The 24,495-nt window shown below is 64.7% G+C and carries 24 protein-coding genes and 1 pseudogene; 11 read left to right on the top strand and 14 right to left on the bottom strand.

What is annotated here, in order from left to right:
- Positions 1-39: 39 nt before the first annotated feature.
- Positions 40-884, bottom strand: a pseudogene (locus ARADN35_RS25655) (fumarylacetoacetate hydrolase family protein).
- 280 nt (positions 885-1,164) lie between these two features.
- Here ARADN35_RS25655 and ARADN35_RS0102155 point away from each other — a divergent pair.
- Positions 1,165-1,764 carry a chromate transporter gene (locus ARADN35_RS0102155; protein ID WP_010458506.1) on the top strand — a complete coding sequence of 200 codons (600 nt, stop codon included), beginning with the start codon at positions 1,165-1,167 and terminating at the stop codon, positions 1,762-1,764.
- Complete coding sequence (locus ARADN35_RS0102160; protein WP_010458508.1) at positions 1,761-2,375, top strand: chromate transporter; 615 nt, start codon at positions 1,761-1,763, stop codon at positions 2,373-2,375. The genes ARADN35_RS0102155 and ARADN35_RS0102160 overlap by 4 nt, the downstream gene beginning before the upstream one ends.
- 124 nt (positions 2,376-2,499) lie before the next feature.
- On the opposite strand, the gene ARADN35_RS0102165 is transcribed toward ARADN35_RS0102160, so the two are convergent.
- Positions 2,500-3,417, bottom strand: coding sequence for a LysR family transcriptional regulator (locus ARADN35_RS0102165; RefSeq protein WP_010458510.1), 918 nt, complete (start codon positions 3,415-3,417; stop codon positions 2,500-2,502).
- A 122-nt stretch (positions 3,418-3,539) separates the two neighbouring features.
- On the opposite strand from ARADN35_RS0102165, the gene ARADN35_RS0102170 reads away from it, so the two are divergent.
- Both ARADN35_RS0102170 and ARADN35_RS0102175 read left to right on the top strand, forming a co-directional pair.
- Positions 3,540-3,773, top strand: coding sequence for a DUF2798 domain-containing protein (locus ARADN35_RS0102170; protein ID WP_010458512.1), 234 nt, complete (start codon positions 3,540-3,542; stop codon positions 3,771-3,773).
- 15 nt (positions 3,774-3,788) lie between these two features.
- The gene (locus ARADN35_RS0102175) at positions 3,789-4,091 is read left to right on the top strand and encodes a putative quinol monooxygenase (protein ID WP_081474546.1); all 303 of its coding nucleotides are present in this window, start codon (positions 3,789-3,791) and stop codon (positions 4,089-4,091) included.
- Between the two features lie 144 nt (positions 4,092-4,235).
- On the opposite strand, the gene ARADN35_RS0102180 is transcribed toward ARADN35_RS0102175, so the two are convergent.
- Complete coding sequence (locus ARADN35_RS0102180; protein WP_029412962.1) at positions 4,236-5,402, bottom strand: ABC transporter substrate-binding protein; 1,167 nt, start codon at positions 5,400-5,402, stop codon at positions 4,236-4,238.
- Positions 5,403-5,734: 332 nt separating this feature from the next.
- On the bottom strand, positions 5,735-6,979 hold the full coding sequence (locus tag ARADN35_RS27125; RefSeq protein WP_081474551.1) for an IPTL-CTERM sorting domain-containing protein: 1,245 nt from the start codon (positions 6,977-6,979) through the stop codon (positions 5,735-5,737).
- 596 nt (positions 6,980-7,575) lie between these two features.
- Here ARADN35_RS27125 and ARADN35_RS0102195 point away from each other — a divergent pair.
- Entirely contained in the window at positions 7,576-10,581 is a 3,006-nt protein-coding gene (locus ARADN35_RS0102195) for a hypothetical protein (RefSeq protein ID WP_139019154.1), read from the top strand.
- Positions 10,582-10,627: 46 nt separating this feature from the next.
- Here ARADN35_RS0102195 and rlmB read toward each other — a convergent pair whose 3' ends face one another.
- Positions 10,628-11,374, bottom strand: a complete 747-nt coding sequence (gene rlmB / locus ARADN35_RS0102200; protein WP_010458522.1) for a 23S rRNA (guanosine(2251)-2'-O)-methyltransferase RlmB — start codon at positions 11,372-11,374, stop codon at positions 10,628-10,630.
- 143 nt (positions 11,375-11,517) lie between these two features.
- Entirely contained in the window at positions 11,518-12,219 is a 702-nt protein-coding gene (locus ARADN35_RS0102205) for an ABC transporter ATP-binding protein (protein ID WP_010458524.1), read from the bottom strand.
- A gap of 15 nt (positions 12,220-12,234) precedes the next feature.
- Here ARADN35_RS0102205 and ARADN35_RS0102210 point away from each other — a divergent pair, with 15 nt between their 5' ends.
- Positions 12,235-12,918, top strand: a complete 684-nt coding sequence (locus ARADN35_RS0102210) for an arylesterase (protein WP_010458525.1) — start codon at positions 12,235-12,237, stop codon at positions 12,916-12,918.
- A 15-nt stretch (positions 12,919-12,933) separates the two neighbouring features.
- Here ARADN35_RS0102210 and ARADN35_RS27130 read toward each other — a convergent pair whose 3' ends face one another.
- From ARADN35_RS27130 to ARADN35_RS0102225, 4 genes are all read right to left on the bottom strand, one after another.
- Positions 12,934-13,122, bottom strand: a complete 189-nt coding sequence (locus tag ARADN35_RS27130; protein WP_081474547.1) for a hypothetical protein — start codon at positions 13,120-13,122, stop codon at positions 12,934-12,936.
- A gap of 49 nt (positions 13,123-13,171) precedes the next feature.
- Entirely contained in the window at positions 13,172-14,011 is an 840-nt protein-coding gene (locus ARADN35_RS0102215) for a DUF2189 domain-containing protein (protein WP_010458526.1), read from the bottom strand.
- Positions 14,012-14,120: 109 nt separating this feature from the next.
- Complete coding sequence (locus ARADN35_RS0102220; protein ID WP_010458528.1) at positions 14,121-15,359, bottom strand: PLP-dependent transferase; 1,239 nt, start codon at positions 15,357-15,359, stop codon at positions 14,121-14,123.
- 87 nt (positions 15,360-15,446) lie between these two features.
- Positions 15,447-15,938, bottom strand: coding sequence for a BON domain-containing protein (locus tag ARADN35_RS0102225; RefSeq protein ID WP_010458530.1), 492 nt, complete (start codon positions 15,936-15,938; stop codon positions 15,447-15,449).
- Positions 15,939-16,082: 144 nt separating this feature from the next.
- On the opposite strand from ARADN35_RS0102225, the gene ARADN35_RS0102230 reads away from it, so the two are divergent.
- The 4 genes from ARADN35_RS0102230 (at position 16,083) to ARADN35_RS0102245 (ending at position 20,416) form a co-directional block, all read left to right on the top strand.
- Entirely contained in the window at positions 16,083-17,774 is a 1,692-nt protein-coding gene (locus ARADN35_RS0102230; protein ID WP_010458532.1) for a SulP family inorganic anion transporter, read from the top strand.
- A gap of 117 nt (positions 17,775-17,891) precedes the next feature.
- Positions 17,892-18,665, top strand: coding sequence for a GGDEF domain-containing protein (locus ARADN35_RS0102235; protein WP_029412971.1), 774 nt, complete (start codon positions 17,892-17,894; stop codon positions 18,663-18,665).
- Between the two features lie 10 nt (positions 18,666-18,675).
- A complete protein-coding gene (locus tag ARADN35_RS0102240; RefSeq protein WP_010458536.1) occupies positions 18,676-19,533 on the top strand; it encodes a MinD/ParA family protein in 858 nt (285 codons plus the stop codon).
- Positions 19,534-19,648: 115 nt separating this feature from the next.
- Positions 19,649-20,416, top strand: a complete 768-nt coding sequence (locus tag ARADN35_RS0102245; RefSeq protein ID WP_035198073.1) for a sulfurtransferase — start codon at positions 19,649-19,651, stop codon at positions 20,414-20,416.
- A gap of 81 nt (positions 20,417-20,497) precedes the next feature.
- Here the strand turns inward: ARADN35_RS0102245 and ARADN35_RS0102250 are convergent, their stop codons facing one another.
- The 4 genes from ARADN35_RS0102250 to ARADN35_RS0102265 form a co-directional block, all read right to left on the bottom strand.
- Positions 20,498-21,382, bottom strand: a complete 885-nt coding sequence (locus ARADN35_RS0102250) for a pirin family protein (RefSeq protein ID WP_010458539.1) — start codon at positions 21,380-21,382, stop codon at positions 20,498-20,500.
- A gap of 100 nt (positions 21,383-21,482) precedes the next feature.
- Positions 21,483-22,037: a flavodoxin family protein gene (locus ARADN35_RS0102255; protein WP_010458541.1), complete on the bottom strand. Its 555-nt coding sequence runs from the start codon at positions 22,035-22,037 to the stop codon at positions 21,483-21,485.
- Between the two features lie 113 nt (positions 22,038-22,150).
- Complete coding sequence (locus ARADN35_RS0102260; protein WP_010458542.1) at positions 22,151-22,564, bottom strand: DoxX family protein; 414 nt, start codon at positions 22,562-22,564, stop codon at positions 22,151-22,153.
- Between the two features lie 45 nt (positions 22,565-22,609).
- Positions 22,610-23,311, bottom strand: coding sequence for a pirin family protein (locus tag ARADN35_RS0102265; RefSeq protein ID WP_010458545.1), 702 nt, complete (start codon positions 23,309-23,311; stop codon positions 22,610-22,612).
- Positions 23,312-23,415: 104 nt separating this feature from the next.
- Between ARADN35_RS0102265 and ARADN35_RS0102270 the strand changes: the two genes are divergently transcribed.
- A complete protein-coding gene (locus ARADN35_RS0102270) occupies positions 23,416-24,354 on the top strand; it encodes a LysR family transcriptional regulator (protein WP_010458546.1) in 939 nt (312 codons plus the stop codon).
- The last annotated feature ends 141 nt before the right edge of the window (positions 24,355-24,495 follow it).

Genomic DNA, 24,495 nt, shown 5'->3' on the forward strand with positions numbered 1-24,495 from the left:
TGCTGGCGCCGTTGCCGGGCGTTGCCGGATGGTGGCGCCTCATCCCCCCACGCACTTTTGCACCTGCTCACCCAGGCCCGTGGCGCCCAGGCGCATCACGTCGCCGGGCTTGAGGAACCAGGGTGTGGGCTTTTGCCCCAGCCCGACGCCAGCGGGCGTGCCGGTCAGGACCACGTCGCCCGGCTCCAGCGTCATGAACTGGCTGATGTAGGACACCACGGTGGGCACGCCAAAGATGAAGTTGCGGGTGCTGCCGTTCTGCACACGCTGGCCGTTCACTTCCAGCCACAGGTCGATGGCGTGCGGGTCGGGCACCTCATCGGCCGTCACCAGCCAGGGGCCAAGGGGCGCAAAGGTGTCGTAGCCCTTGCCCTTGTCCCACTGGCCGCCGCGCTCCATCTGCCAGGCACGTTCAGACACATCGTTGGCCAGCACATAGCCCGCCACATGCTGCAGCGCATCGGCCTCGGCCACCTGGCGCGCACGGGAGCCGATGACGATGCCCAGCTCGACCTCCCAGTCGGTCTTGACGGCGCCGGGCGGAATGCGCACGTCGTCATTGGGGCCGCTGAGCGCCGTCACGGCCTTCATGAACAACACGGGCTCGGCGGGCGGCTGCATACCCGCCTCTTTGGCGTGGTCGGCGTAGTTGAGCCCCACACACACGATCTTGCCCACCCCCCCACCGGGCTGCCCAGTCGCGGCGTGCCGTAGACGGCCGGCAGGCGGCTCGCATCCAGCGCGGCCAGCGCAGACAGGGTGCGCGGGTTGAGCTGGGCCGGGCCCAGGTCGGGCAGGAGCATCGACAGGTCGCGCAGCGTGCCGGTGGCATCGATCAGCCCGGGGCGCTCTGCGCCGGGCTGGCCATAGCGGATGAGTTTCATGGCGGGAAATCCTTTGGGAGGTCGATAAAAGGTGGCAGCGGCCGCAAGCGCCGAGCTGCGCCGACACGCAGCATAACGACACGCGCCCCTCGGCGCTGACGCCAATCACCGGCCCCGCCTTGCCGCAATGCGAGGCCCGCAACCCTGCGCAGGCCGCGTGGCCCGCGTAACATGGCGCGGATGCGCCGCACCACCGGCCGCGCATCTCAAAAACTCCTGATTTAATAGCTGCTAGCGCTTGCCAGATAAGCGCTAGCGGCCATTTTTACCTAATTTCGCCATGGCCACTGCCACCGATCTGCCCTCCCCGCCCCCCGAATCCCCACACCGGCCTCAGCCCCGCAACCCGGCCGACCTGTTCTGGTCCTTCACCTGGCTGGCCCTGCAAGGTTTTGGCGGCGTGCTGGCCGTGGTGCAGCGTGAGCTGGTGGAGAAAAAGCGCTGGATGACGAACGAGGAGTTTGTCGAGGACTGGGCCGTGGCGCAGATCATGCCCGGGCCCAACGTGGTCAACCTCAGTATCATGATCGGCGACCGCTACTTTGGCCTGCGCGGCGCTTTCGCGGCGCTGGCGGGCATGCTGACGTTTCCGTTGGTCCTGGTGCTGGCCCTGGCCGTGGTCTACGCCGAGTTCTCCAGCCACCCGGCCGTGGCCGGTGCGCTGCGCGGCATGGGCGCCGTGGCAGCGGGGCTGATCGCGGGGGTGGGCATCAAGCTGTTTGTCTCGATCAGGAACCACCCCCTGGGCCGCCCGCTGTGTGTGGCGTTTGCGGCCCTGACCATCGTGGCCATGGCGTGGCTGAGGCTGCCGCTGCTATGGATCCTGCCGGTGATCGGTGGTGCGGCCTGCCTGCTGACCTGGAGAAAGCTCGCGCCATGAACGCTGCCACCACCCTCACCACGCCGTTGCTGGCCCTGAGCGCGGGCGACTGGCTCAACCTGTTCCTGTACTACATGTCGCTGTCGCTGCTGGCCGTGGGCGGCGCCATCGCCACCGCGCCCGACATGCACCGCTTCCTGGTCGAGCGCCAGGCCTGGCTGACCGACCCGCAGTTCAACGCGTCGATCGCCATCGCCCAGGCCGCACCCGGCCCCAACGTGCTGTTCATTGCCTTGCTGGGCTGGAACGTGGGCATCAACGCAGGCGGCCCCGGCCTGGCCGGCTGGTTGCTGGGTGCTTTGGGCATGGCGGTGTGCATGCTGGGCGTGATGCTGCCCAGCAGCCTGCTCACCTGGACCGCCACCCGCTGGGGCCACCGCAACCGAGAGCGGCGCGGCGTGCGCGCCTTCAAGCAGGGCATGGCGCCGGTGGTCATCGGCCTGCTGCTGGCGACGTCGTGGGTGCTGGCCCGCGCCCACGGCGAGTGGACGGCCGACTGGCCCCTGTGGCTGCTGACCGCAGTGACCGTGGTGCTGGTATGGCGCACCAAACTGCACCTGCTGTGGATGCTGGGGGCGGGGGCTGTGCTGGGGGCGGTGGGATGGGTATGAAACGCTCAGCACGGCCGGGGGCATTGACATTGAGCGCAGCCCCATATTGAGCGCAGCCCCCATTTTCGGACATGGCCCATGGTTTTTGCCCGCGGTGGCGCCCACCCGCCGTGTCGTGGAATGATCAGCAGCGGGGCCGCGAGGTGGTGAGCCCTGGCACGGCCTCGATTTCGCTTTCCAGGTAGTCCATGAAGGCTCTTGCACGCATGGGCTGGTATCGCCGCGAGGGATACACAAGACGCAGCGTCTGGGCCGCCGCCTGCCAGCGCGGCAGTATGCGTACCAGCTTGCCGTCATCCAGCAGGTCTTGCACCAGCCAGGCTGGAGTCATCGCTATGCCCCAACCGTCGCACACGGACTGGCGAATCGACAAGGCACTGTTGATCGAATACCGCCCTCTCAATGCGACGTGGCGCGACCCGTCAGGACCGGCTACTTCCACGGTCGCGCCAGACTCCAACCAGGCAAAGCGGATGAACTCGTGCCTTTGCAGGTCGTCGATATGCTCAATCGCGCCGTGCTGCGCCAGGTAGTCGGGTGATGCAACGAAGAAGCGCTCCGATGTCGCCAGATCCCGCGCAACGGCACTGGCCGGCAGTGCACCACCGAGGCGGACGGCCAGATCGACCCCCTCTTCCACCAGGTCGACGAAGCGGTCATTGAGGACCAACTCAACTTCGACTTTGGGGTGCAGGCGAACGAAGCATTGCGTTATCCGGTGGAGGTGCATTTCTCCCAGCCCAAGCGGCGCGTTGACCCGCAACAGGCCTGCCACCTGAGCGCTCAACCCGCAGGCGTCGGCGCGGGCATCGGCGTACTCTTCGAGGATCTGTTTGGCGCGCTCGTAGAAACGCAGGCCCGCCTCGGTGGGCGTGAACTTCGTGGTGGTTCTCTCGATCAGCCGCACCGCGAGGTCGCGTTCCAATGCCGCAATGATCTTGCTGACTGTGGGCTGGGTAACGCCCAACTCACGCGCAGCTGCTGACAGATTTCCCAACTCGATGGCGCGCACCATGATCTGCATGCTGCGAAAAACGTCCATGGTCATTCCATTTTCGAATGAGACTAGGTCGATTTTATCTTCTACCAACCACAGACGAATGAGCAAATACTTTGTGGACGGTGCGCTTGAGACGCATGTTTTGAATCCACAAGGTGTATTGAATGAAATTCCACCCTCGCTACGCTCCGGTCATCTTTGGAGGCCTGTTGTCCACCATCATGGTGTCCGTCGTGTCGGGCCTGCTGTTGTTTCTGAACGAAGGCTTTCATCCAGGATTCGCGGCGGTATGGCTAAAAAACTTTCTGTCCACCTGGCCAGTGGCTTTTCCCACCGCCCTCGTCGTAGCACCCTGGGTGCGTCGCATCGTTGCGAACCTGACCCTGCCCATTCCTTAATCTTGACGCCGTGCCATGACACACAACCCTGAAATTTCCGCTGTTCCCGTGATCAGGAAACTCGCCCGCATCACTGGAAAACCGCAGCACGCCGTCGCTTTGCGCGAGGCGCTGCAGACACTGGAAACCCACACCCGCACGGAGGTCGGTTGTCTTGAGTTCACATTCTTTCAGGCGCTGTCGAATCCCGATGCATTTGTGCTGATCGAGACGTTCTCCAGCCAGGATGCGCTGGATCTGCACATGAGACTGCCCCATACGCAGGCGTTCTTCAAAGCGCAGCTGGTGATCGGCGTTGATGTGGAGAGCCTGGGCTGATACCGCCCGTCGGAAACCGATACTTACCAGCTTTGCGACAAGCAGCTAGCTCCGGACAACCGGGATGACGGGGAAGGCGTTGGCAGCGCCGAAGGCTGGCCAGGCGCTTGCGCTCCTGCCCAGCAGCACGCTCAGACAACCCGCTCAGCTGATCCGGCGCCCGTTTTCCGCGTACACGGCCAGGTAGATCGCGTCCGATCCGATGTAGGGTGCCTTGTTGCCAAAGCCCACGTTGAAGTCGCCAAACGACAGCGACCGGATGCTGGCCAGGCCTGCGCGCAGGCGGTCGCGCGTGAGGTCCTTGCCTGCGTTCTTGAGGCCCTCGATCATGATCTGGCCGTTGAGCCAGCCTTCGAGCGCGCTGCCGCTGTTCATGAACGCCACGTTCGCGCCCGTGGCTTTCAGGGTGCTCTGGAACCTGCGCACCACCACCGATTTCTGGGAGTTGGCATCCGGGAACACCTGCACCAGTGCCAGGCCACGCGTGGACGCGGCCAGCTTGGGCAGCTCGGAAGAGATCACCGTGACCGACAGGCCCGCCAACGGCACGCCCTGCGCCTTGGCGCGAAAAGCCTGCACGAAGGTGGTGTTGGCCGTGCCCGTGGTGGCCAGCAGCACGGCGCCCGGGCGCTCGGCGGCCACCTTGTCGGCCAGTTCAGCGCCGTTCTTGCCGTCCACGGCCAGTGCAAACTCGCCGCCGCGCTCGACCTTGATCTCGTCCAGTGCGCGGGACATGTCCTTGAGCACTTCCTTGCCAAAGGGGTTGTCCAGGTACACCACGGCAATGCGCTTGAGGCCCATGTCCACGATCTGCTTGACCAGGCGCTGCGTCTCTTCGCGGTAGGTCGGCCGCAGGAAGAACACATGCCGGTTCTCGGGCGCACGCAGCGAGGTGGCGCCAGTCACCGGCCCCACGGTAGGAATGCCCTTGGATTCAATCAGAGGCAGGATGGCCGCGGTGTTGGCCGTGCCCAACGGCGAGATCAGCGCGAACACAGATTGGGCCTCCACCATGTCGGTCACGTTCTTGAGAGTGCGACTGGCCACGTAGCCGTCGTCCTTGGGGTCCATGCGGATCTCGCGGCCGTGCACACCACCAGCGGCATTGACCTCGGCGAACGCGGCCTTCATGCCCGCCACCTGCTCGATACCTGCCTGGCCCAGGGGCCCGGTCAGTGCGATGGAGCAACCCAGGTTGATGGTCCGGGCGGTCAACGCCTCTTCGGCCGCCACGGCAGTGTGGGCCCAGGCAGGCAGACCGGTGGCAGCAACGGCCTGGGTGGCACGCAAGAGAAAGTGACGACGGCTCATGGTATGGGATGCCCCGAGAAAAGAACGATGGGGGAGCCTAGCGGCACACTGGACATTTTGCTGTCAGTTCTGCGACAGAAAATGCACCAAAAAAGTGCAACAAAATCCGAAAGCTACCTAGCAACAAACATCCAACGGCGCCCAGGGCCATCGCGCGGCACGGCTCCATCGCGACGGACAGCCCACACACGCTGCACGCTCTTGGACTCACAGTGAGTCAGCAGATCACCCCCCATAACACCGGTTGAGCTTTGCGTCGCTGCGCCCACCACAAAAAAAGGGGCGCTTACGCGCCCCCACCATCTGTGCTTGGCCCATTACGATTGCGCGACCTACATGCCCTTGCGACGCATACCCAGGCCGACGATGGCCATCAGCCCAGCCAGCAAGATCATCGCCCATTCGGAAAGCGTCGGGATCGAAGTCGTGGGCGGCACGAATCCATCCATGTTGTTGGTGAAGGTACACGCGATAGCCGCCCCTGCTGCGGTGGCCGCTGCATCCAGCGTGACCGTGCGCGTCCCCAGGTTGTTCGCCTGTGTTCCACCTGCACCGAGGCCGGTGCAACTGATGGAGGCCAGGGTATAGCCTACCGGAGGCGCTGCTTCCGTGATCGTGGTGCTGGTACCTGCTGCAGCCAGTGTCTGCGCACTTCCAGATACGGCCACACCGGACATCACGGTCGTGATGGATTGGTTGGCAAACCCGTTGCTGCCGCTGAAATCGAAGGTACTTGCGCCACCGTTGGAGATTTTCGTGACCCGGATCACCGGCAAAGCAGCAGTTGGAGTGCATGCACCGGGGATGGCAATTGCATTCGCATTCGTGGTGACGGTACCGCCCGCAGCCAAGGCTCGGCCTGCCAAGGTAGCACCCGCGCCCATGGTGATGCCCGCAACATCAACGATTGTTCCGAAGAAAGTGGAGTTCGCACCCAGTGTCGTCGCGGCGGTGGGCGCCCAAAAGACATCGCCCGCGCAAGCGCCATTCAGGGTGACAATGGATCCAGCAGCGGTGTTCAGCGCCGCAGTTGCCGCACCCGCTCCGGGTCTGAAGACATAGACACCGCCGCCATTGAGGGTCAGTGTTGACCCAATGCTCATGGCGCCCGTACTGGAATAGCAACCAGGTGGGATGACGCCAGGCGTACCTCCGCCGACAACGGCCGCACTCAGATCCACTGACGAGCCAAGAGAGATGCACGTACCCAACTGCGCATCCAAATCCGCCAATGCGGTGTTTTGGTCGCTGATCTCTGTAGTGCACGGGGTCTTTGTAATGCCGCTGAAGGCAGGCAATGTCCCAGAGGCGGTCGAATAACACACCGAGCCTGTGACAACCGTCGGAGCGCCAGTGCCGGAGAGCGTACTGGAGACAATTCCGAAATTTGCGGCAGTTCCAAGCGGCGGCGCTGTCGCAGCCCATGCGACATTGCCGTACGCCATTGTCAGCAGCGAAACAAGCCCCAGGCACAACAGCAAGGCGGGATTTTTTCGACCGGATTTGGACTGAAGGGGGGCAGCATCGCATGTGGCGTACCCTGAATTGGTGAGGGTGGCAGTGCTGTCGGATGGCATGGTGTTAAACCTTCTGTGGTGACTTCAAAGTCCTTGATCAACCAAGTAGTTACTTAGTCGGACCACAGTACTGCGCTTCGCTGCCCAGCGGTGCGATTTCCCAGACTTATGCCCGCTGCGCCCGTTATTCGGGCCATTGGCCTACACCCTTTACCCGGTAGCGTTACAAATGGGCGCGACCTTGGGGAAGCCTTTCACGAATCGGTTCTGGTTGTGCCACAGCGATGCCTGAACCAAAACAGCGCGCTTGTTCAAAAAGCAATACGGTTCAACGCCGAGCGACTACCGCTATCAAACGCACTTGTGGCTTGCCGCCCAACATCAGCAAAATATGCATGCAAAGCCAGAGACTGGCAGCATGCCCCTTTGAGGTATCAAGCGTTGATCATGCGTGCGAAGGAACAGACTGCTTGACTGGCCGCAGACTCATGCGGTGTATCTAAAGCGCCCACTCATACTGCATACACCTCGGCACGATGCTGGGAAAAATTTTGAGCAGCGGCTTAGGGACTGTGCGGCACAGCCACCCAGCCCCGCGAATCGCACAGAGGTTGGCACTTCGGACCATCCAGACAATGAACCAGGGAGACCCACGCATGTCCGACGGACTACCCGCGTATCGCCGCCACAGTACCCTTGGCGTCGTCATGGCATTGAGCGCATTTGTGGGGCTGGGCGCGGCTCCACAGGCCTGGGCGGAGGGCAGCCGTACGCTGTATCCGTCCACCTACCCTACCAGCGGCGGCACCTGCGCCAACACGCTCAACCGGGGATGCCGCGCCAATCTGGACCTGCAGCCAGGCAACCGCTACGTGGGCAAGGTCCAGCGCCGCACCTTTCTGTATGTCTACGCCGAGGCGGGCGAATATGTGCTGCTGGGCTCCAGCAACCGCACCACCGGGGGCGACATCCTGGTGTACAACCCGCAGGATTTCGGCACGCCGGGTGATGAGACATTGCCAGCCGTGGCGGCTTTCTCGTGTGCGTCCAGCAGCCCGCCCTCGGGTAGTTTTGGTGGTGGCAGCCTGGGTCAGCTGAACACGCGCACTCAGGAGCTGGCCGGGCCCCACAGCGCCGACGGTAGCGCCACTGTCACTAATGGGTTCGCACCCTGCGCCTACCGCGTTCCATCGTCCGGGGTCTACGGCGTGCAGTTCATGCCCGCCAGCAGTGGCCCCACCAACCTCAATGGCGACGTTTTCAACCCCCGCGTCAGCAGCAGCACTGCCGCTGCATGGGACGTCACGGTACGTGCGTCCGCCAGCAGCCTCGGCAACCTCGATGGCCGCCTGTTCACCTACGCCTGGGTGGGCTTCACGGGGGTGAACAACCGCCCGGTCTATTCGCGCCACGACTACGTGACGCTCGACGGTTACCGCTACTCGCAGGCACTGGAGGGGCTCGATCCCAATGGCTTTGCGCTGTACGCCAACCGGCTGGGGTTTCTGGACAACGGGCAACCGCTGTACAAGGGCGTGCGCGGCAGCGATTCGTTTGTGACGAACCTGGCGGCGGGCCTGTCGGCCCAGCGGCCGGAGTTTCCGATTTTCTTTAGCAGCATTGCTCCTGCGGCCCCCCATGCGGCCGAGGTGGACAAGGTGCTCACGGCGCTGCGCATTCCGCTCACGCCCCAGCCTCCCTCGCTGTCGGCCGTCACATTCAGCGGACGCCCGCCCAGCGTCGGTTCACGCACCGTGCCGGGTTCAGGGGGCACGTTCCGGCTTTCGATCACCGGAGCCTCCACCTTCCAGATCGTCGTGAGCCGCGATGGCGTGGACTTCAGCCCCTCCAACACGGCCAATGCGGTCATCACGGGCATCGCCGCCACGGGCACGCAGGATGTGCCATGGGATGGCAACGATGCCTCCGGCACCGCCTTCCCGTCCGGTGCCGCGCCCTATGCCTACCGCGCGTCCGCGCGTGCCGGCGAGATCCATCTGCCCATGATCGATACCGAGAACAATGGCAATGGGACCAGCACCGCCACGGCGACCTTTGGCGGTGGCCCCACCATCACCAAGCTGAACGGACCGCAGGCAGGCAATACCACCGTGTATTTTGATGACCGGGGTTATGTCACCCAAAGCGGCACCCTGGTGGGCCAGCTGAACGGAACCCTCTGCCCCAGCTCACCGCCACCCGCCTCCACCCCTGCGCAGGCGCTGGGCGGCGCGGATTCGACGCTGGTCTATGGCGCCTCGCCGCAGCTGTACCGCTGGTGGCCCCCTGGTGCCAATGCCAACGCCGACTGTGCCGCCACCGGCGGGTGGGGGGATGCCAAGGGGCTGGACCTCTGGACCTACATCACGTCCCCGGCCGGCAATGGCGTGCTCTGGATTGACCCGCTCCTGCGGGACACCGCCGCATCCATCTTTGTGCCTGCTGCGGCAAGGCCGGGCAGCGTGGTGCAGGGGCGCCTGGCGTTTGCGAACCGTGGCGCGGACACGGCCACGGGGCTGCAATACACCCTGACCCTGGACCGCAGCTGTACCGACACCGTGGTGAGCTTTGCCAATCTGCCCACCGGCGCGTCCGCATCGTGCGTGGACACGCTGGGCCAAGGCCGCTACGTGTTCTCGGGCTTCCCGGCCACGCTCGCGGGTGGCGCGTCGGTGCTCGGTGCCGACCCTGCGGCGCCCCTGGTGTTCTCGTACGCCGCTCCGGCGGGAGGAACCGTGACCGCCGTCGCCACGGTGGCCGGCCCCGCGCCCGACGACGTGCCCGCCAACAATTCAGCCACAGGCACCACGGTGATCAGCCCGGTGGATCTGCAAACCACCGCCAGCGCGCCCCTGACGGCGCTGGCTGGAGAATCGGTAACGGTCCTGGCAACGTTTGCCAACCTGAGCGGTACCGCAGCGACCCCCTGGACCCCCGCGATCGCCATCGGGGCTGCGCTGAACTGCCCCGCTGCCGTGCAACTGGTGAGCGCTCCGCCCGGGGTGACCATGGCCGGCTTCGACACTGCAACCTGTGCCGTGGCCCTTTTGGGCGTGCCCCCCACCTTGGCCGACGGGCAGATCCTGTCGCTGAGCTTCCGCTACCAGGCACCCGCCCTGGGGCAAGTGCCCATCACCACCACGGTGGTCACCCCGGGAGATGCACACACCGGCAACAACAGTGCCACGGCCACCACCACCATCGCGGTGGTGAACATGGTCATCAGCCTGTCGGGCATGCCTTTGCAAGCAATCTCCGGGCAGCCCTATTCCGGGACGTTTTCTTGCACCAATGCCGGACTTCTGGATGCCGTGGGCGGCACGCGCTGCGCAATTGACTCCGGGTTGCCCCCTGGCTTGAGCCAGACAGGCTGTGTGCTGGACCGCACGAATGCGGCCTGGTTGGCGGGGGACACGGTGCCGGCGGGCGCCACCGTGATCTGCCGCGTGGCGGGTACGCCCGTGACCATCGGGCAGATGGTGATTGTGGCCAGCACCGCCGCCGTGGGCGAGGCCATCCTGTCTGACAACACCGCCACCCAGGGCCTGGCCGTGGTGCCCTTGCAATCCATCCCCACACTCACGCAGCCTGCAACCGTGGCGCTGGCGGCGCTGCTTTTCCTGATGGCGGTGCGCCTGCGCCCCCGGCGCAAAGAACAATGACCGGGCACCCCAGAAAGATGGGAGCGCCCCAGCAATTGAGGATGTGTCAGGTGCGCTGGCGCAGCGCCTCGTACAGGCACACGCCGCTGGCCACCGACACGTTCAGGCTCTCCACAGCGCCCTTCATGGGAATGCTGACCAGCTCATCACAGGTCTTGCGCGTGAGCTGGCGCATGCCGTCGCCTTCGGCGCCCAGCACCAGGGCGACGGGGCCTTTCAAGTCCACCTGGTAGACGGTTTTGGGCGCGTCGTCGCTGGTGCCGATGCACCAGATGTTGCGTTCCTTCAATTCGCCCAGCGTGCGCGCCAGGTTGGTGACCATGAAATACGGCATGGTCTCGGCCGCACCGCTGGCCACCTTGGCCACCGTGGCATTGATGCCCACGGCATGGTCCTTGGGGGCAATCACGGCATGCGCGCCCGCGCCATCGGCCACGCGCAGGCAGGCGCCCAGGTTGTGCGGGTCGGTCACGCCGTCGAGCACCAGCAGCAAAGGCTGTTCGATACCGGCGGCTTCGAGGTTCTCCAGCAGTTCGTCGAGGGAGGTGACCTGGGCCACGGGCTCCACGCGCGCGGCCACCCCCTGGTGGCCATGGCTGCCAGCCAGCTTGGCGATGCGCACGCTGTCGGCTTCGATCAGGCGGGCACCGGCTTCGCGGGCGCGGTCGAGGAACTGGCGCATGCGGGCATCGCGCCGCGTGACCTCGTAGTAAATCTCGATGATGGATTTCGGCGCGGTCTTCAAACGCACGCCCACGGCGTGAAAGCCGAAGAGAACTTTGGGGCTGGACATGGACGGATTATCCGCTGGCGCAGGGCACTGGCTTCAGGAAACTATCAATTTGATAGCTATTAGCGCTTGATGGATAAGCGCCAGAGGCCAAAAACACTCAAAAACCTGGCTTTCCCCATCCCTCTCAGCGCTGCAAATGGCGCTTACACCACCCGCCCGGCCTCGATGGTAATGCGCCGCTCGCACTGCTCGGCGATGGCGCGATCATGGGTGACCAGCACCAGCGTTGTGCCCTGTTCCCGGTTCAGGTCGAACATGAGCTTCATGATGGTCTCGCCGGTGGCAAAGTCGAGACTGCCGGTCGGCTCGTCGGCCAGCAGCACGGCCGGCTGGACCACAAAGGCCCGCGCCAGCGCCACGCGCTGTTGCTCGCCACCCGAGAGCACCTTGGGGTAGTGCGAAAGGCGCTGGCCCAGCCCCACGCGGGCCAGCATGTCGGCGGCGGCCTTGCGGGCATCGCGGCGATTGGCCAGCTCCAGCGGCAACATCACGTTCTCCAGCGCCGTGAGGTTGCCCATGAGCTGAAAGCTCTGGAACACAAAGCCCACCTTCTGGGCGCGCAGCGCCGCGCGGGCATCCTCGTCAATGGCAAAGAGGTCATGGCCATCAAGCCGCACTGTGCCACGGCTGGGGGTGTCGAGCCCCGCGATGATGGACAGCAAGGTGCTCTTGCCCGAGCCCGAGGCGCCCACGATGGCGGCAGTTTCCCTGGCAGCCAGGCGGAAATCGATATCCCGCAGAATGTCGAGGGTTCCGGTGGAATCCGTCACCGACTTGAAGACATGCTCCACGGCAATGATGGGTGCGGCGGGCGGTGTCTTGGGCAATGGGGAGGATTCGGACATGAAAGGCTCTTTACTTTGATTCGATATCTGCAGCAACGGCGCCACTTTATCCTGAGCGCATCGGTCGGCCTGGTGGTGGGGCTTTCGGCGCCGCACGCCTTCGCCCAGGCGGCCCCGAAGACGGCAGCTGCGCAGGCACGGCAGCCGGTGGTTCTGGTGCTGGGGGATTCTCTGAGCGCCGAATATGGCCTTGCGCGCGGCACGGGCTGGGTGGCCTTGCTCGAAAAACAGCTGGCCCAGGAAAAACTGACGGCCACCGTGGTCAACGCCAGCGTGAGCGGCGAAACCACCTCGGGTGGCCGCGCGCGCCTGGCGGCGCTGCTGGCGCAGCACAAGCCGAGCCATGTGGTGATTGAACTGGGGGGCAACGATGCCCTGCGCGGGCTGCCGCTCAAGAATACCGAGGAGAACCTGGTCTGGATGACCCAGGCAGCCCAGAACGCGGGGGCCAAGGTGCTGTTGGTGGGAATGCAGGTGCCGCCCAACTATGGCACTGACTATGCGAACCGGTTCGCGGGCCTGTTTACCACGGTGGCCAAGGCCCAGAAGGTGGCCGTGGTGCCTTTCTTCCTGAAAGGTGTGGCCGACGGGCCCGATCCGGCCCGCCTGTTCCAGCCTGACCGCATCCATCCGCGCGCCGAGGCGCATCCGCAGATGCTGGCCAATGTGTGGCCGGAACTCAAAAAACTGCTGCGCTGAAGCGCAGCGGGCGCGTCAGCCGCCAGGGGCGCTTGCAGGCTGATCGGGTGCCCCCGCTTCGCCCGCTGGCTGGTCGTCTGCGGGCTGGTTACCCTGCGGATCGTCCGACCTTTGTTGTGTTTTGGATCTCAGCTTCTCTTCCTTTTTTTTCTTTTTGGCGAGTTCGCGCTGGCGTTTTTCGTATCCGTAGTTGGGTGTTGCCAAGGTAATTGCTTCCTGAAGTAGAGACTCACTGTAACAGGATGGGCCTTTTTCAGGCTCCCGCCGAGATGGTATTGGGTGGGGTTACTGATGCGCGGTACGCATGCCAGCTGGCAAAGCCCAGCACCGGGCCGGCCAGAAGCAGCCCGACACCCCAGAACCAGAGCGAAAGCGCCACGATGGTGGTGATGAGGGCTCCCCAGAGCAACATGACCAAGGGGTTCTCCAGCACCACACGCATGCTGGTAATGCCGGCGGTCAGGGCGTCGGTATCGCGGTCCAGAATCATCGGGATGGACACCACGGAGGTGGAAAACACCAGCGCGGCAAACATACCGCCCACCAAGGCGTACACCGCCACAAAGCTCCAGTTCTGCGGGTTGAAAATCGCTTGCAGCACACCCGTGGTGGAGGGCATGCCGGTGTTGAAAAACACGGCAAACACCACCAGCGACGCGCGCCCCCACAGCAGCTCCAGCACCACCAGCACGAGCACCAGCATGCCCATGCTGCCTATGTGGCTGTCCCAGCACGTGAGCGACTCGCTCAGCGCGGGCTGGAGCCCCGCCTCGCGCCTGCGACTGGTGTCGTAAAGCCCCATGGCCAGAAAAGGACCGAGCAGCAGGCAACCACTGGCCAGGGACATGGTGTATTCGGGCCGTGTGCGGAACACCCAGCCCAACACTAGCGCCATGCCCCAGAAGCACACGCCATAGAACACGGCAATGCCGGGGGCGGCGCGCACATCCTGCAAGCCCTTGGCCAGCCAGCGGAACGGATCGGCCAACCCCAGCCGCTGCAGGGTGACGGGCTGGGCCGCCTGGGCATCCGGTGCAGGTGGCCTGGCCGGGTCGGCAGACTCAGGGACGGGGTTGGAGGGTGTGGCGTTCATGCAGGCTGGACGTTGAAATGGCTGCGGCAAAACCGCTATCCCTCACACTAAGCCACCCCTGGGCCCTGCGCCACTGCGGAAACTACCACCCCGCCCCCAAAGACAGGACTCACACCACCGGAAAGGCGTGCTCCATGGCTTGCTGGAGATCCCGCCGCAGGTCTTCCACCGCTTCCAGTCCAATCGAAAACCGCACCAGCGTGCCTGGTTTGAGATGGGTGGGCGGGCGGCTGCGCATGCCAGCGATGTTGTAGGGCACCACCAGGCTCATGGGGCCGCCCCAGCTGTAGCCCAGCTTGAACAGGCGCAGGCCGTCACAGAAAGCATCCACCTGCTGCTGCGTATAGCGCGCATCGATCATCACGCTGAAAAGCCCCGCCGCAGCGCCCTGCCCCGCACGCGCTGCACCGCACAGCGCTTTCCAGTGCGCGTGGCCAGGCGCTCCCTCCAGCGCGGGGTGCAACACCTGCGCGATGGCAGGCTGGTGCTGCAGCCACAGCGCCAGGCTGCGGGCCGCCTCGTCATGGGCACGGTAGCGCAGGCCGATGCTGGGCAGCGAGCGCAACACGGCTTCCACATCGTTCACGCCCACGCCCAGGCCCAGCCGCATGTGGGTGAGCTTGATCTTCATGTGCAGGCCCGGGTCCCGCGTCACGACACTTCCCATGAGCACATCGCCCCCGCCGCTCGGGTATTTGGTGAGCGCGTGGGCCGAGATATCCACCCCAAGGCTGCCGTCACCAGTCAGGTCAAACGGCGCAAACGCCAGCCCTGCGCCCCAGGTGTTGTCCAGCGCCGTGGTCACGCCGCGCGCGCGGCAGATGCGCACCTGCTCGCACAGGTCCGGAAACTCCATGCTGACGGAACCTGGTGCCTCCAGCCACACCAGCCGGGTGGCGGGCGTGATGCGGACCGCCAGGTCGGTCGGGTCCAGCGGGTCATAGAACACATGGGTAATGCCAAAACGCGCCAATTCGCCGTTGGCGAGGTCCTTGCCCGGACCGTAGGCGTTGTCGGGAATCAGCACTTCATCCCCGGGCTTGAGCAACGCCAGGGCCACGTTGGCAATGGCCGCCAGGCCGCTGGGCACGAGCAGGCACTGAAGGCCCCCCTCCAGTGCACACAGGCGCTCTTCCAGGATGAAGGTGGTGGGCGTGCCATGCAGCCCGTAGGTGTAGCCGCTTTTGTCCTTCCATTCGCGTGAGCGCATGGCTGCGACGTTGGGGAAGATGACCGTGGAGGCCTTGTAGACCCCCGGCTGAGGTGCTACGAACCCTGCAGGCGGAACGTAGTCGTGGTGGACGATGCGGGTGGCGAGGTCGGTGTCATGCTCTTTCATGCCAGCCATGGTAGCGCGCCGCCAGGGCGTGAACCCGGGCGGCGCGTGGCGTCTACAGTGTGGACTGCAGCGCTGGGGCAGAGGTCAGCCCGCGTTTCAGCTGGCGCTCACCACCAGCTGGTTGTTCACAGAACTCACGCCATTCACGGCCTTGGCGATGCCTTCGGCGCGCTCACGGGCCACGGTGGAGGGTGCGGGGCCCTTCAAGGTGACACGGCCATTGGCCGTATCGACATTGATCTTCACCGCGCTCAGGTCGGGGTCCTTGGCAAGGCTGGCGCTGATCTGCGCGGTGATTTCTGCGTCGCTCAGAAAAACCATGCCCTTGTTGGCGGCTTCCTTCACCGAAGATTCGGCGTTCGCAGCACCCTGCTCCACCTTGGTTTCGGCGTTCTGCATGGCGCTTTCTGCCTTGGCACGGGCTTCGGCGGCGGCCTGCTCGGTTTTTGCGACGGCAGAGTCCAGGCGCTGGCCCGCAGTGGGCTCTTCCTTCTTGCCGCAGGCAGACAGGCCCAGGGCCAGGGCGCTCACGGCCAGGATGGTTGCAATACGGTGTGCAGGACGCTGGGAAATCATCAGGTTGTTCATGCGGAAACTCCTTGCGGTAAAAACATGGCGAGACTGTAAACGCTGGCCGGTAGGCGCTAGGTCGGATGCGACCTAGGCGCCTGTAGGACGATGCCGACAATTTCGAGAATCTGGCAGCAGCGGCCCAGGCGCGACAATGTACCCATGTTTTTTCACGCTGTGTCGTTGACCCGTTGGCTTCCGTTTCTTTCCTGGCCGCGGCCCGACCGCACCTTGATCAAAGGCGAATTCTGGGCTGGCATGACGGTGGGGCTGATGCTCGTCCCGCAGGGGGTTGCCTATGCGGCGCTGGCCGGCATGCCTTTGGTGACGGGCATCTATGCCTCGCTGATCCCCGCGCTGGTGGCGGTGCTGTTCAGCGCCTCCACACGCCTGGGCGTGGGCCCCACCGCGCTCACCAGCCTGCTGATTGGGGCCTCGCTCACCGGGCTGGCCGAGCCTGGCAGCGTGCAATGGGTGGCCATGGCGGCATGGATCGCCCTCTTGTCGGGGTTGCTGCAGCTGGTGATGGGGCTGGCGCGCTTTGGCTGGCTGCTCAATCTGGTGACGTCTCCGGTGCTCAGCGGGTTCACCCAGGCCGCGGCGCTGTTGATCCTGGGCTCACAACTGGCTGCACTCACCGGGTTGCGCTCAGACTGGGGGGCACTGCTGTCCACGCCCTCGCCTGGGCTGTTTGACCTGACTGCGGCCGCCTTTGGCCTGGGCAGCCTGGCGCTGCTGATGCTGGCGCGCCGCTGGCGGCCGAACTTTCCTGCGGCCATCGTGGTGGTGGGAGCGGCTGGCGCGTTGAGCTGGGCGCTGGACTACGCCAGCGCTGGCGGGGCCGTGGTGGGCACATTGCCCTCGGGCCTGCCTGCCCCTTATTGGCCCGGTGCTCTGCCGTGGTCCAGCTTCTCCGCACTGGTGATGCCGGTGCTGGTCGTCACGCTGGTGAGTTTTCTGGAGACCGCATCGAGCGCCAAGGTAGAAAGCCAGCGGTCCGGCGAGCGCTGGAACGAAAACCAGGATCTGATCGGGCAGGGCTTGGCCAAGATCAGCAGCGGGCTGTGCGGCAGCTTTGCGACCAGTGCCTCGTTCTCACGCTCGGCCATCAACTTGTATGCGGGTGCCAAGAGTGGCTGGGCCACGCTGTTTGCGATTGCCCTGGTGCTGGTGGTGCTGTTGTGGCTGACCCCGGCGCTGTACCACGTGCCGCAGTCGGTGCTGGCCGCCGTGGTGGTGACCGCCGTGACCAGCCTCATCAAACCAGGCACGCTGCTGCGCCTGTGGCGGGTTTCGCGGGTGGAGGCCGTGATCGGCGGCGTGACCTTCGCGCTGACGCTGGCCACGGCCCCGCGCATGTACTGGGGCGTGCTGGTGGGCCTGCTGATGAACCTGAGCCACTTCCTGTACCAGCGGCTGCACCCCCGCATCATCGAGGTGGGCCTGCACCCGGATGGCAGCCTGCGCGACCGCCACCTGTGGCATCTGCCCGCCCTTGCCCCCCGGCTGCTGGCCCTGCGCATGGATGCCGAGCTGGATTTTGCGTCCGCCAGCGCCCTCGAGCGGCGTGTCACCGAACACCTGGCCAGCCATCCCGACGTGGTGCACCTGTGCCTGATGGCCCAGCCCATAAACCGCATCGACGTGACGGGCGTAGAGACTTTTGCGCAGTTGCTGGCACTGCTGCAATCGCGGGGTGGCACGCTGCACCTCAGTGGCCTCAAACTGCCTGCGGAGCAGGTGCTGCGCCAGGCAGGTTTACTGGAGCCCAATATCGGCCTGGCGATGTACCGCACGGACGGCGAAGCGCTGGTGGCGTTGCAGCAGTTGCCGCAGCCCGTGAAACGGGTTTGAAGCCGGGGCCTTTCACCCCCATTTTCCCAGCGCTGCTGCGGGTTTCACCTAGACCTGGGGCCAGGGGCTTTCTTACCGGCGCACTGGTACACTTCATCAACTTTCTTTGCTCCATTTGTGTCTGACTCTGCGGCCTCTCATCTGGTAGATCTGCGCGACCTTCGCCTGGATACTGCCCACGCGCTGGTGGCTCAGGCCGGCGGCAGCGAAGCAGCATTGCACCGCGAGATGCCCTCGCGCTACCTGCAAGGCCTGATCGACGGCCTGTGCGAACTCTCCCTCAAAGACCCTCTCACCGGCCTGGCCAACCGCCGGCACTTCCGTGCCGTGCTGGAACGCGAAATCGACCGTGTCACCCGCTCGGGCGAGGCAGCGTTGCTGCTGATGCTGGACATCGACCACTTCAAGAAAGTGAACGATACGCACGGCCATCTGGCCGGCGACATCGTGCTGCAGTCGGTGGCGCGCACGCTCAGTGCCTGCGTGCGCCCCATGGACACGCTGGCGCGGTACGGTGGCGAAGAATTTGCCGTGGTGCTCCCTGCATGCCAGGCTGGCTTTGGCCGCGTGGTGGCCGAGCGCATCCGGCGCGCAGTGGCCAACACCCCCATCAAGGTCTCCGGCTCTGTGGAGCTCAATGTTTCAGTCAGCATTGGCGGTGCCTTTGCCATGCAGTGGATCCGCTCCACCACCTTGCTGTGGACCGACCGTGCCGACCACCAGCTCTACCAAGCCAAGGCAGAAGGCCGCAACCGCGTCAGCATCGAGGAGCAACCCGACAGCACGGTCAGTGCCGAAGAGAAAAGCCTGTTGTTTGGCCCGCTCTACACCCCCTCGGGTTGGGGCGACCTGCCCCCGCTGGACCCCAACCCAACAGGCAGCGCCTACTGAAAGTTAGATGATGAGCGACGCGCTGTCCCCTCCCCCACCCACATCGCCAGCAGCCCCTGCAGGCTCGGCCACGCCACACGCCCCCAGTCCTGGGGGGGCCCGCATCATTGCCGTCACCAGCGGCAAGGGCGGGGTTGGCAAGACCTTCGTTTCGGCCAACCTGGCAGCAGCCCTCACCCGGCGTGGCCAGCGCGTGCTGGTGCTCGACGCCGACTTGGGCCTGGCCAACCTGGATGTGGTGCTGAACCTGCACCCCAAGATCACCCTGCACGACGTCTTCACCGGCAAAGCCACCCTCGAAGATGCCGTGATCCAGGCCCCGGGCGGCTTCGACGTGCTGCTGGCGGGCTCGGGCATGGTCGAGTATTCGCGCCTGACGCCTGAGGTGCGCAACCAGTTCCTGAGCGTGATCCAGGCGCTCACACCCCAGTACGACGTGGTGCTGCTGGACACCGGCGCCGGTATCTCCGACGTGGTGCTGTTCTCCATTTCGCTGGCCTCCGAGGTGCTCATCGTGGCCACGCCCGAACCCACCTCGCTGACCGACGCCTACGCCGCCATCAAGGTGCTGGCCATGCAGCAAAAACGCCAGCATGTGCGCATGGTCATCAACCAGGCCGCACGCCCGGGCGACGGCCGTGCCATCACCAGCCAGCTGCAGCAGGTGCTGGACCGCTTTGTGACCACTGAATCCGGCCGCCCCATGCGCCTGATTCACATGGGCGACATTCCGGCCGACCCTTCGGTACGCGATGCCGTGATGCGCCGGCAGTTGCTGTTGCTGCAAACCCCGGGCTGCCCTGCGGCCCTGGCCATCGCCCAGCTGGCCAACAAAATCGAAACCACGCTGCTGACACCGGCTGCCTGAGAAACCCGCAGGCACCGGCGCTCCACAGCGGCGCGGTGCGCTGCGCGGAACCCCAAGAAGTTGCCTTGATCCGAGTGGAAACGCGACCCCATTGCGCTGATTTGCCGTGAACCCCATCGACACCGTCCTGAATATCTCCTGCTACAAGTTCGTGCCTTTGCCCGATGCGGCAGCACTGCGCGAGGTGCTGCATGGGCGCGCCACTGCGGCAGGCCTCAAGGGCACCATCCTGTTGGCCGAGGAAGGTATCAATTTCTTTCTGGCAGGACCGGCCGAGACCGTGCACGGTTTTGTCGATGCGCTGCGCACCGATGCCCGTTTTGCCGATCTGGAGCCCAAGGAGAGCTGGTCGGCCACGGTGCCGTTTCGCAAGATGCTGGTCAAGGTCAAGCGCGAGATCATTCGCATGGACCACCCCACCATCCAGCCCGCCCAGGGCCGGGCGCCGTCGGTGGACCCCATCACCCTGCACCGCTGGCTGGCACAAGGGCATGACGACGAAGGGCGCGAGGTGGTGACGCTCGACACGCGCAACGCCTTCGAGGTGGACCGCGGCACTTTCGACAACGCCATCGACTGGCGCATCGACAAGTTCACCGAGTTCCCGCCAGCCCTGCGGGCACACAAGAGCGAGCTGCAGGACAAAACCGTGGTGAGCTTCTGCACCGGCGGCATCCGCTGCGAGAAGGCGGCGATCCTGATGCGCGAAGAAGGCCTCTCGCATGTCTACCAGCTCGAAGGCGGGATTCTCAAGTACTTTGAGCTCACCGATGGCGCGCACTACCACGGCGGCTGTTTTGTGTTCGATGAACGCAGGGTGCTGGGGGCAGACCTTTCGACCGACCCCGAGCCTGCCAGCAGCGAAAACGCTATTAATAAGTGAGCTATCAGCGCTTATCCATCAAGCGCCAGATGCCAATTTTGCTTGAAATTTCAAAAATTCAAGCCAACAACCTTGCCCAGGTCAGGCCTTGAAGCGGCGCTCCGGCAACGGAATCCACTCCACCTCGCCCGGCACCTGCCCCATGGCCTGCGCATCCCAGTCACTGGCCGCCTGCACGATGCGGTCCTTGCGGCTGGAGACAAAGTTCCACCACATGTGGCGCGGCACATCCAGTGCATCGCCACCAATCACCATCAGGCGCACGGCGCTGTCACCCGCAGCAAGGTGTGTGGACCGCCCTGGTTCCACCACTGCCAGAAGCTGTGGGTCCACTGTGTCCCCGTTGAGCTGGACCGGTGCATCCACGGTGTAGACCGCCATCTCCGGGACGAGCGCGGGGATCTCCAGTGTGGCGCCCGCAGGCAACTGCACATCGAGGTACAGCGTGCGGGAATAGGTGGCAACAGGAGAGGTCTGCCCGAAGGCTTCCCCAATCAGCACCCGCACGGTGGCATCTCCCACCTGCACCTGCGGAATGGCAGCGGCAGGCGTGTGCACAAACGAAGGATCGGCCTCTTCATGGGCCACCGGCAAAGCAGCCCACAGCTGGATGCCATGGTTCACATAGGCCTGGTTTGCGAGATTCTGCGGACGGCGCTCGGAATGCACGATGCCGCGCCCCGCCGTCATCCAGTTGATGGCCCCAGGCTCGATCTGCTGCACGTAGCCCAGGCTGTCGCGGTGCATGATGGCGCCCGAGAACAGGTAGGTCACCGTGGCCAGGCCGATGTGGGGGTGGGGCCGCACATCGTGGCCCGCATCGGGCTCCACCGTCACCGGCCCAAAGTGGTCAAAGAACAGGAAAGGCCCCACGGCCTGGCGCTGCACCGCCGGCAAAAGGCGCCGCACCGTGAAACCACCGCCCAGGTCCTTGGCGTGGCCCGAAAGACGCAGGGGCGCGTTCATGACAACACTCCCATCGCATCCATGGCGGGGACAAGGCAAAAACAGTGATTCATCGGGGGCTCCTTGAGGGCTGGACAACAACGTCGCCAGCCTACCAGCTTCAGCTGCCCAGCTTGGCGGCCATGTCCGCAACACGCTGGCCAAACTGCTTGCCGGTCTCCAGATCGCCAGGGAACATCTCGGCGGCCGAGGCATCCGACGGCGACTGCGACATGGCACCACTGAAGGAACCAATCCAGTTCACGTCGTTGCGCGTGGCGGCCTTGGAATTGGCGGGCATCATGCCGTTGCCCACCCAAACGCCGCCGTGCTGCATGGCCAGGTGGAACAGGTAGTCCAACGTGATCTGCTTGTCGCCATTGGTGCTGGCGCTGTTGGTGAAGCCCGCAAAAAGCTTGTTCTTCCAGGCCTGGCTGAACCAGGGCTTGGACGACGCATCGGCAAACTTCTTGAACTGCCAGCTGGGGCCGGCCATGTAGGTGGGGGTGCCAAAGATGATGGCGCTGGCATCGGCCAGCGTTTCCCAGCCGCCTTCGGGCAGGTTGCCCTCGGCATCAATGGCGATCAACTGGGCGCCAGCGCCCTCTGCCACGGCCTGCGCCAGGCGCTGTGTGTGACCGTAACCCGAGTGATAAACAACTGCGATGTGTGCCATGAGAGAACTCCTGTGGAAACAAGTGGTAACGAGGGAAAAACAGACCTACGGAAAAACGGATGGGACGCCTGCAGTGGCCGTCCCGCAGTCAACAACAGGCTCTTCGCCTCAGATCAGCGGCCAGACTGGCGCGCATCCAGGCTCCAGCCGCCCGCGCCAAACGCTGCGAGCGCCAGCAGGCCGCCGGTCACGCCCACGTTCTTGAAGAACAGGAGCTGCTGCATCATTTGTTTGTCGGCGGGCAAATTCCAGAACGCATGGAAGAAGAAGCTCGCCACCAGCGTGAAGAACGCCAGTGCCAGGGCCGCAAAACGTGTACCAAAGCCAAAGATCAGCGCCAGGCTGCCCAGCACTTCCACCGCTGCGGCCACGGCGGCGGCCACGGTGGGCATAGGCAGGCCTACGGATGTGATGTAGCCGACGGTGCCAGCAAAGCCGGTGAGCTTGCTGATGCCCGCAGGCAGAAACAGGGCGGCCAGCAGCAAGCGCGATGCCAGGGCCAGGGGGTTTTGCAAAGATGTGAACATGGTGAAGAACTCCGGTGAAGGGGGTTGAAAAATGAATGTCGAATGTCAGGCGGCCAGATCAAACACCAGCACCTCGGCGTCGTGGCCATCGGTCAACGACAAGGCGGTTTCTTGCTCCATCAGCACGGCATCGCCGCCCGACAGCACATTGCCATTGGCCCGCAGCGCCCCGCGCACCAGGTGCACATAGGTCTTGCGTGCCGGGTCCAGTGTCAGCGCGACAGCCTCTTCGCCATCGAGCAGGCCAGCATACAAGGCTGCATCGGCATGGATCGTCACCGAGTCTTGCGCCCCATCGGGCGAGGCCACCAGGCGCAGCGCGCCGCGTTTTTGCGCTTCGGCGAACGTCTTTTGCTCATAGCTGGGTGGAATGCCACGCACATTCGGCTCGATCCAGATCTGCAGGAAGTGTGTGGTCTGCCCAGCCGCGTGGTTGAACTCGCTGTGCTGCACCCCGGTGCCCGCGCTCATGCGCTGCACATCGCCAGGCGGGATGCCCTTGATATTGCCCATGCTGTCCTTATGGGCCAGTTCGCCCGACAGCACGTAGCTGATGATTTCCATGTCGCGGTGGCCATGGGTGCCAAAGCCGGTGCCAGGGGCAATGCGGTCTTCGTTGATGACGCGCAGATTGCCAAAGCCCATGTGGGCCGGGTCGTAGTAGCCGGCGAACGAGAAGCTGTGGAAAGAGTTGAGCCAGCCATGGTCGGCGTGGCCCCGGTCTTGGGATTTGCGAACAGTCAGCATGTGAGTGCTCCTTTCAAGCCCCGACTGTAGAACTGCAGGGTGCTGCGCGGGGGCTGATGAATTGATGGCAATGTTCAAATAATCTGAACTAACATGGCGCCACCATGCAAAACGCACGCGATGTCCTTACCCCCGATGCGCTGACCATGCTGCAGGTGATTGCGGAGGCGGGCAGCTTTGCCGCCGCCGCCCGGCAACTGGGTCTGGTGCCCAGCGCCCTCACCTACCGCGTGCGCCAGATCGAAGATGCGCTGGATGTGCTGCTGTTCGACCGCAGTGCGCGCCAGGCCAAGCCCACCGAAGCCGGTGCGGAGCTGCTGCGCGAGGGCGTGCGGCTGCTGCAGGAGATTGATGCCGTGGCCCATCGTGTGCGCCGCGTGGCCACGGGCTGGGAGCCCCAGCTCACCATTTCGGTCGATGGCGCGGTCTCGCCCCACACCATGCTGGAACTGGTGGACGCGTTCTATGCCATGGCGCCCCCCACGCGGCTGAAGCTGCGCGATGGCATCATGACCGGCACGCTGGAGGCGCTGACCTCGGGCCGGGCCGACCTGGCCATCGGCGTATCGGTGATTGGCGCCAGTGTGGCCGGCCTGCAGCAGGCGCCCCTGGGCGACCTGCTGTTCATCTATGTGGTGGCACCCCACCATCCCCTGGCCTCGGCGCCCGAGCCCATCACCGATGCCATGCTGCTGCAGCACCGTGCCGTGGCCGTGGCCGATTCGGCCACGCGCGGTGGCGCCACGATGGGCCTGCTCGGCGGGCAGGACGTGCTGACCGTGGACACCATGCAGGCCAAGGTGCGTGTGCAGCTGCGCGGCCTGGGCGGCGGCTTTCTGCCCGAGCCCATGGTGCGCCCCTATGTCGAAGCAGGCCGGCTGGTGGCCCGCCGCGTGGCCCGCCCTGACCGCAATGTGCGCGTGAACTACGCCTGGGGCGGTCCCGGCTTCACCGCACCGGGGCGGGCACTGCAGTGGTGGCTCAACCAGCTGCAAAGCCCGGCCACTCGCCGCGCTCTGCTGGAAAACCACCATCATTTCTGACCCAGCGCACGCGCCCGCACGCTGTGGCGCGTGTAGAGTGGTTCCTGTTGGTTTTGCATTGCATTTCACTTGCCGACCGTCACCGAAAGGCCTTCCATGAGCAAACCTGATCCTCTTCCCGCCAAACGGCTCCGACGCAAC

This window comes from Acidovorax radicis N35, from assembly GCF_000204195.1.
In the GTDB taxonomy this organism is placed as follows: domain Bacteria; phylum Pseudomonadota; class Gammaproteobacteria; order Burkholderiales; family Burkholderiaceae_C; genus Acidovorax; species Acidovorax radicis.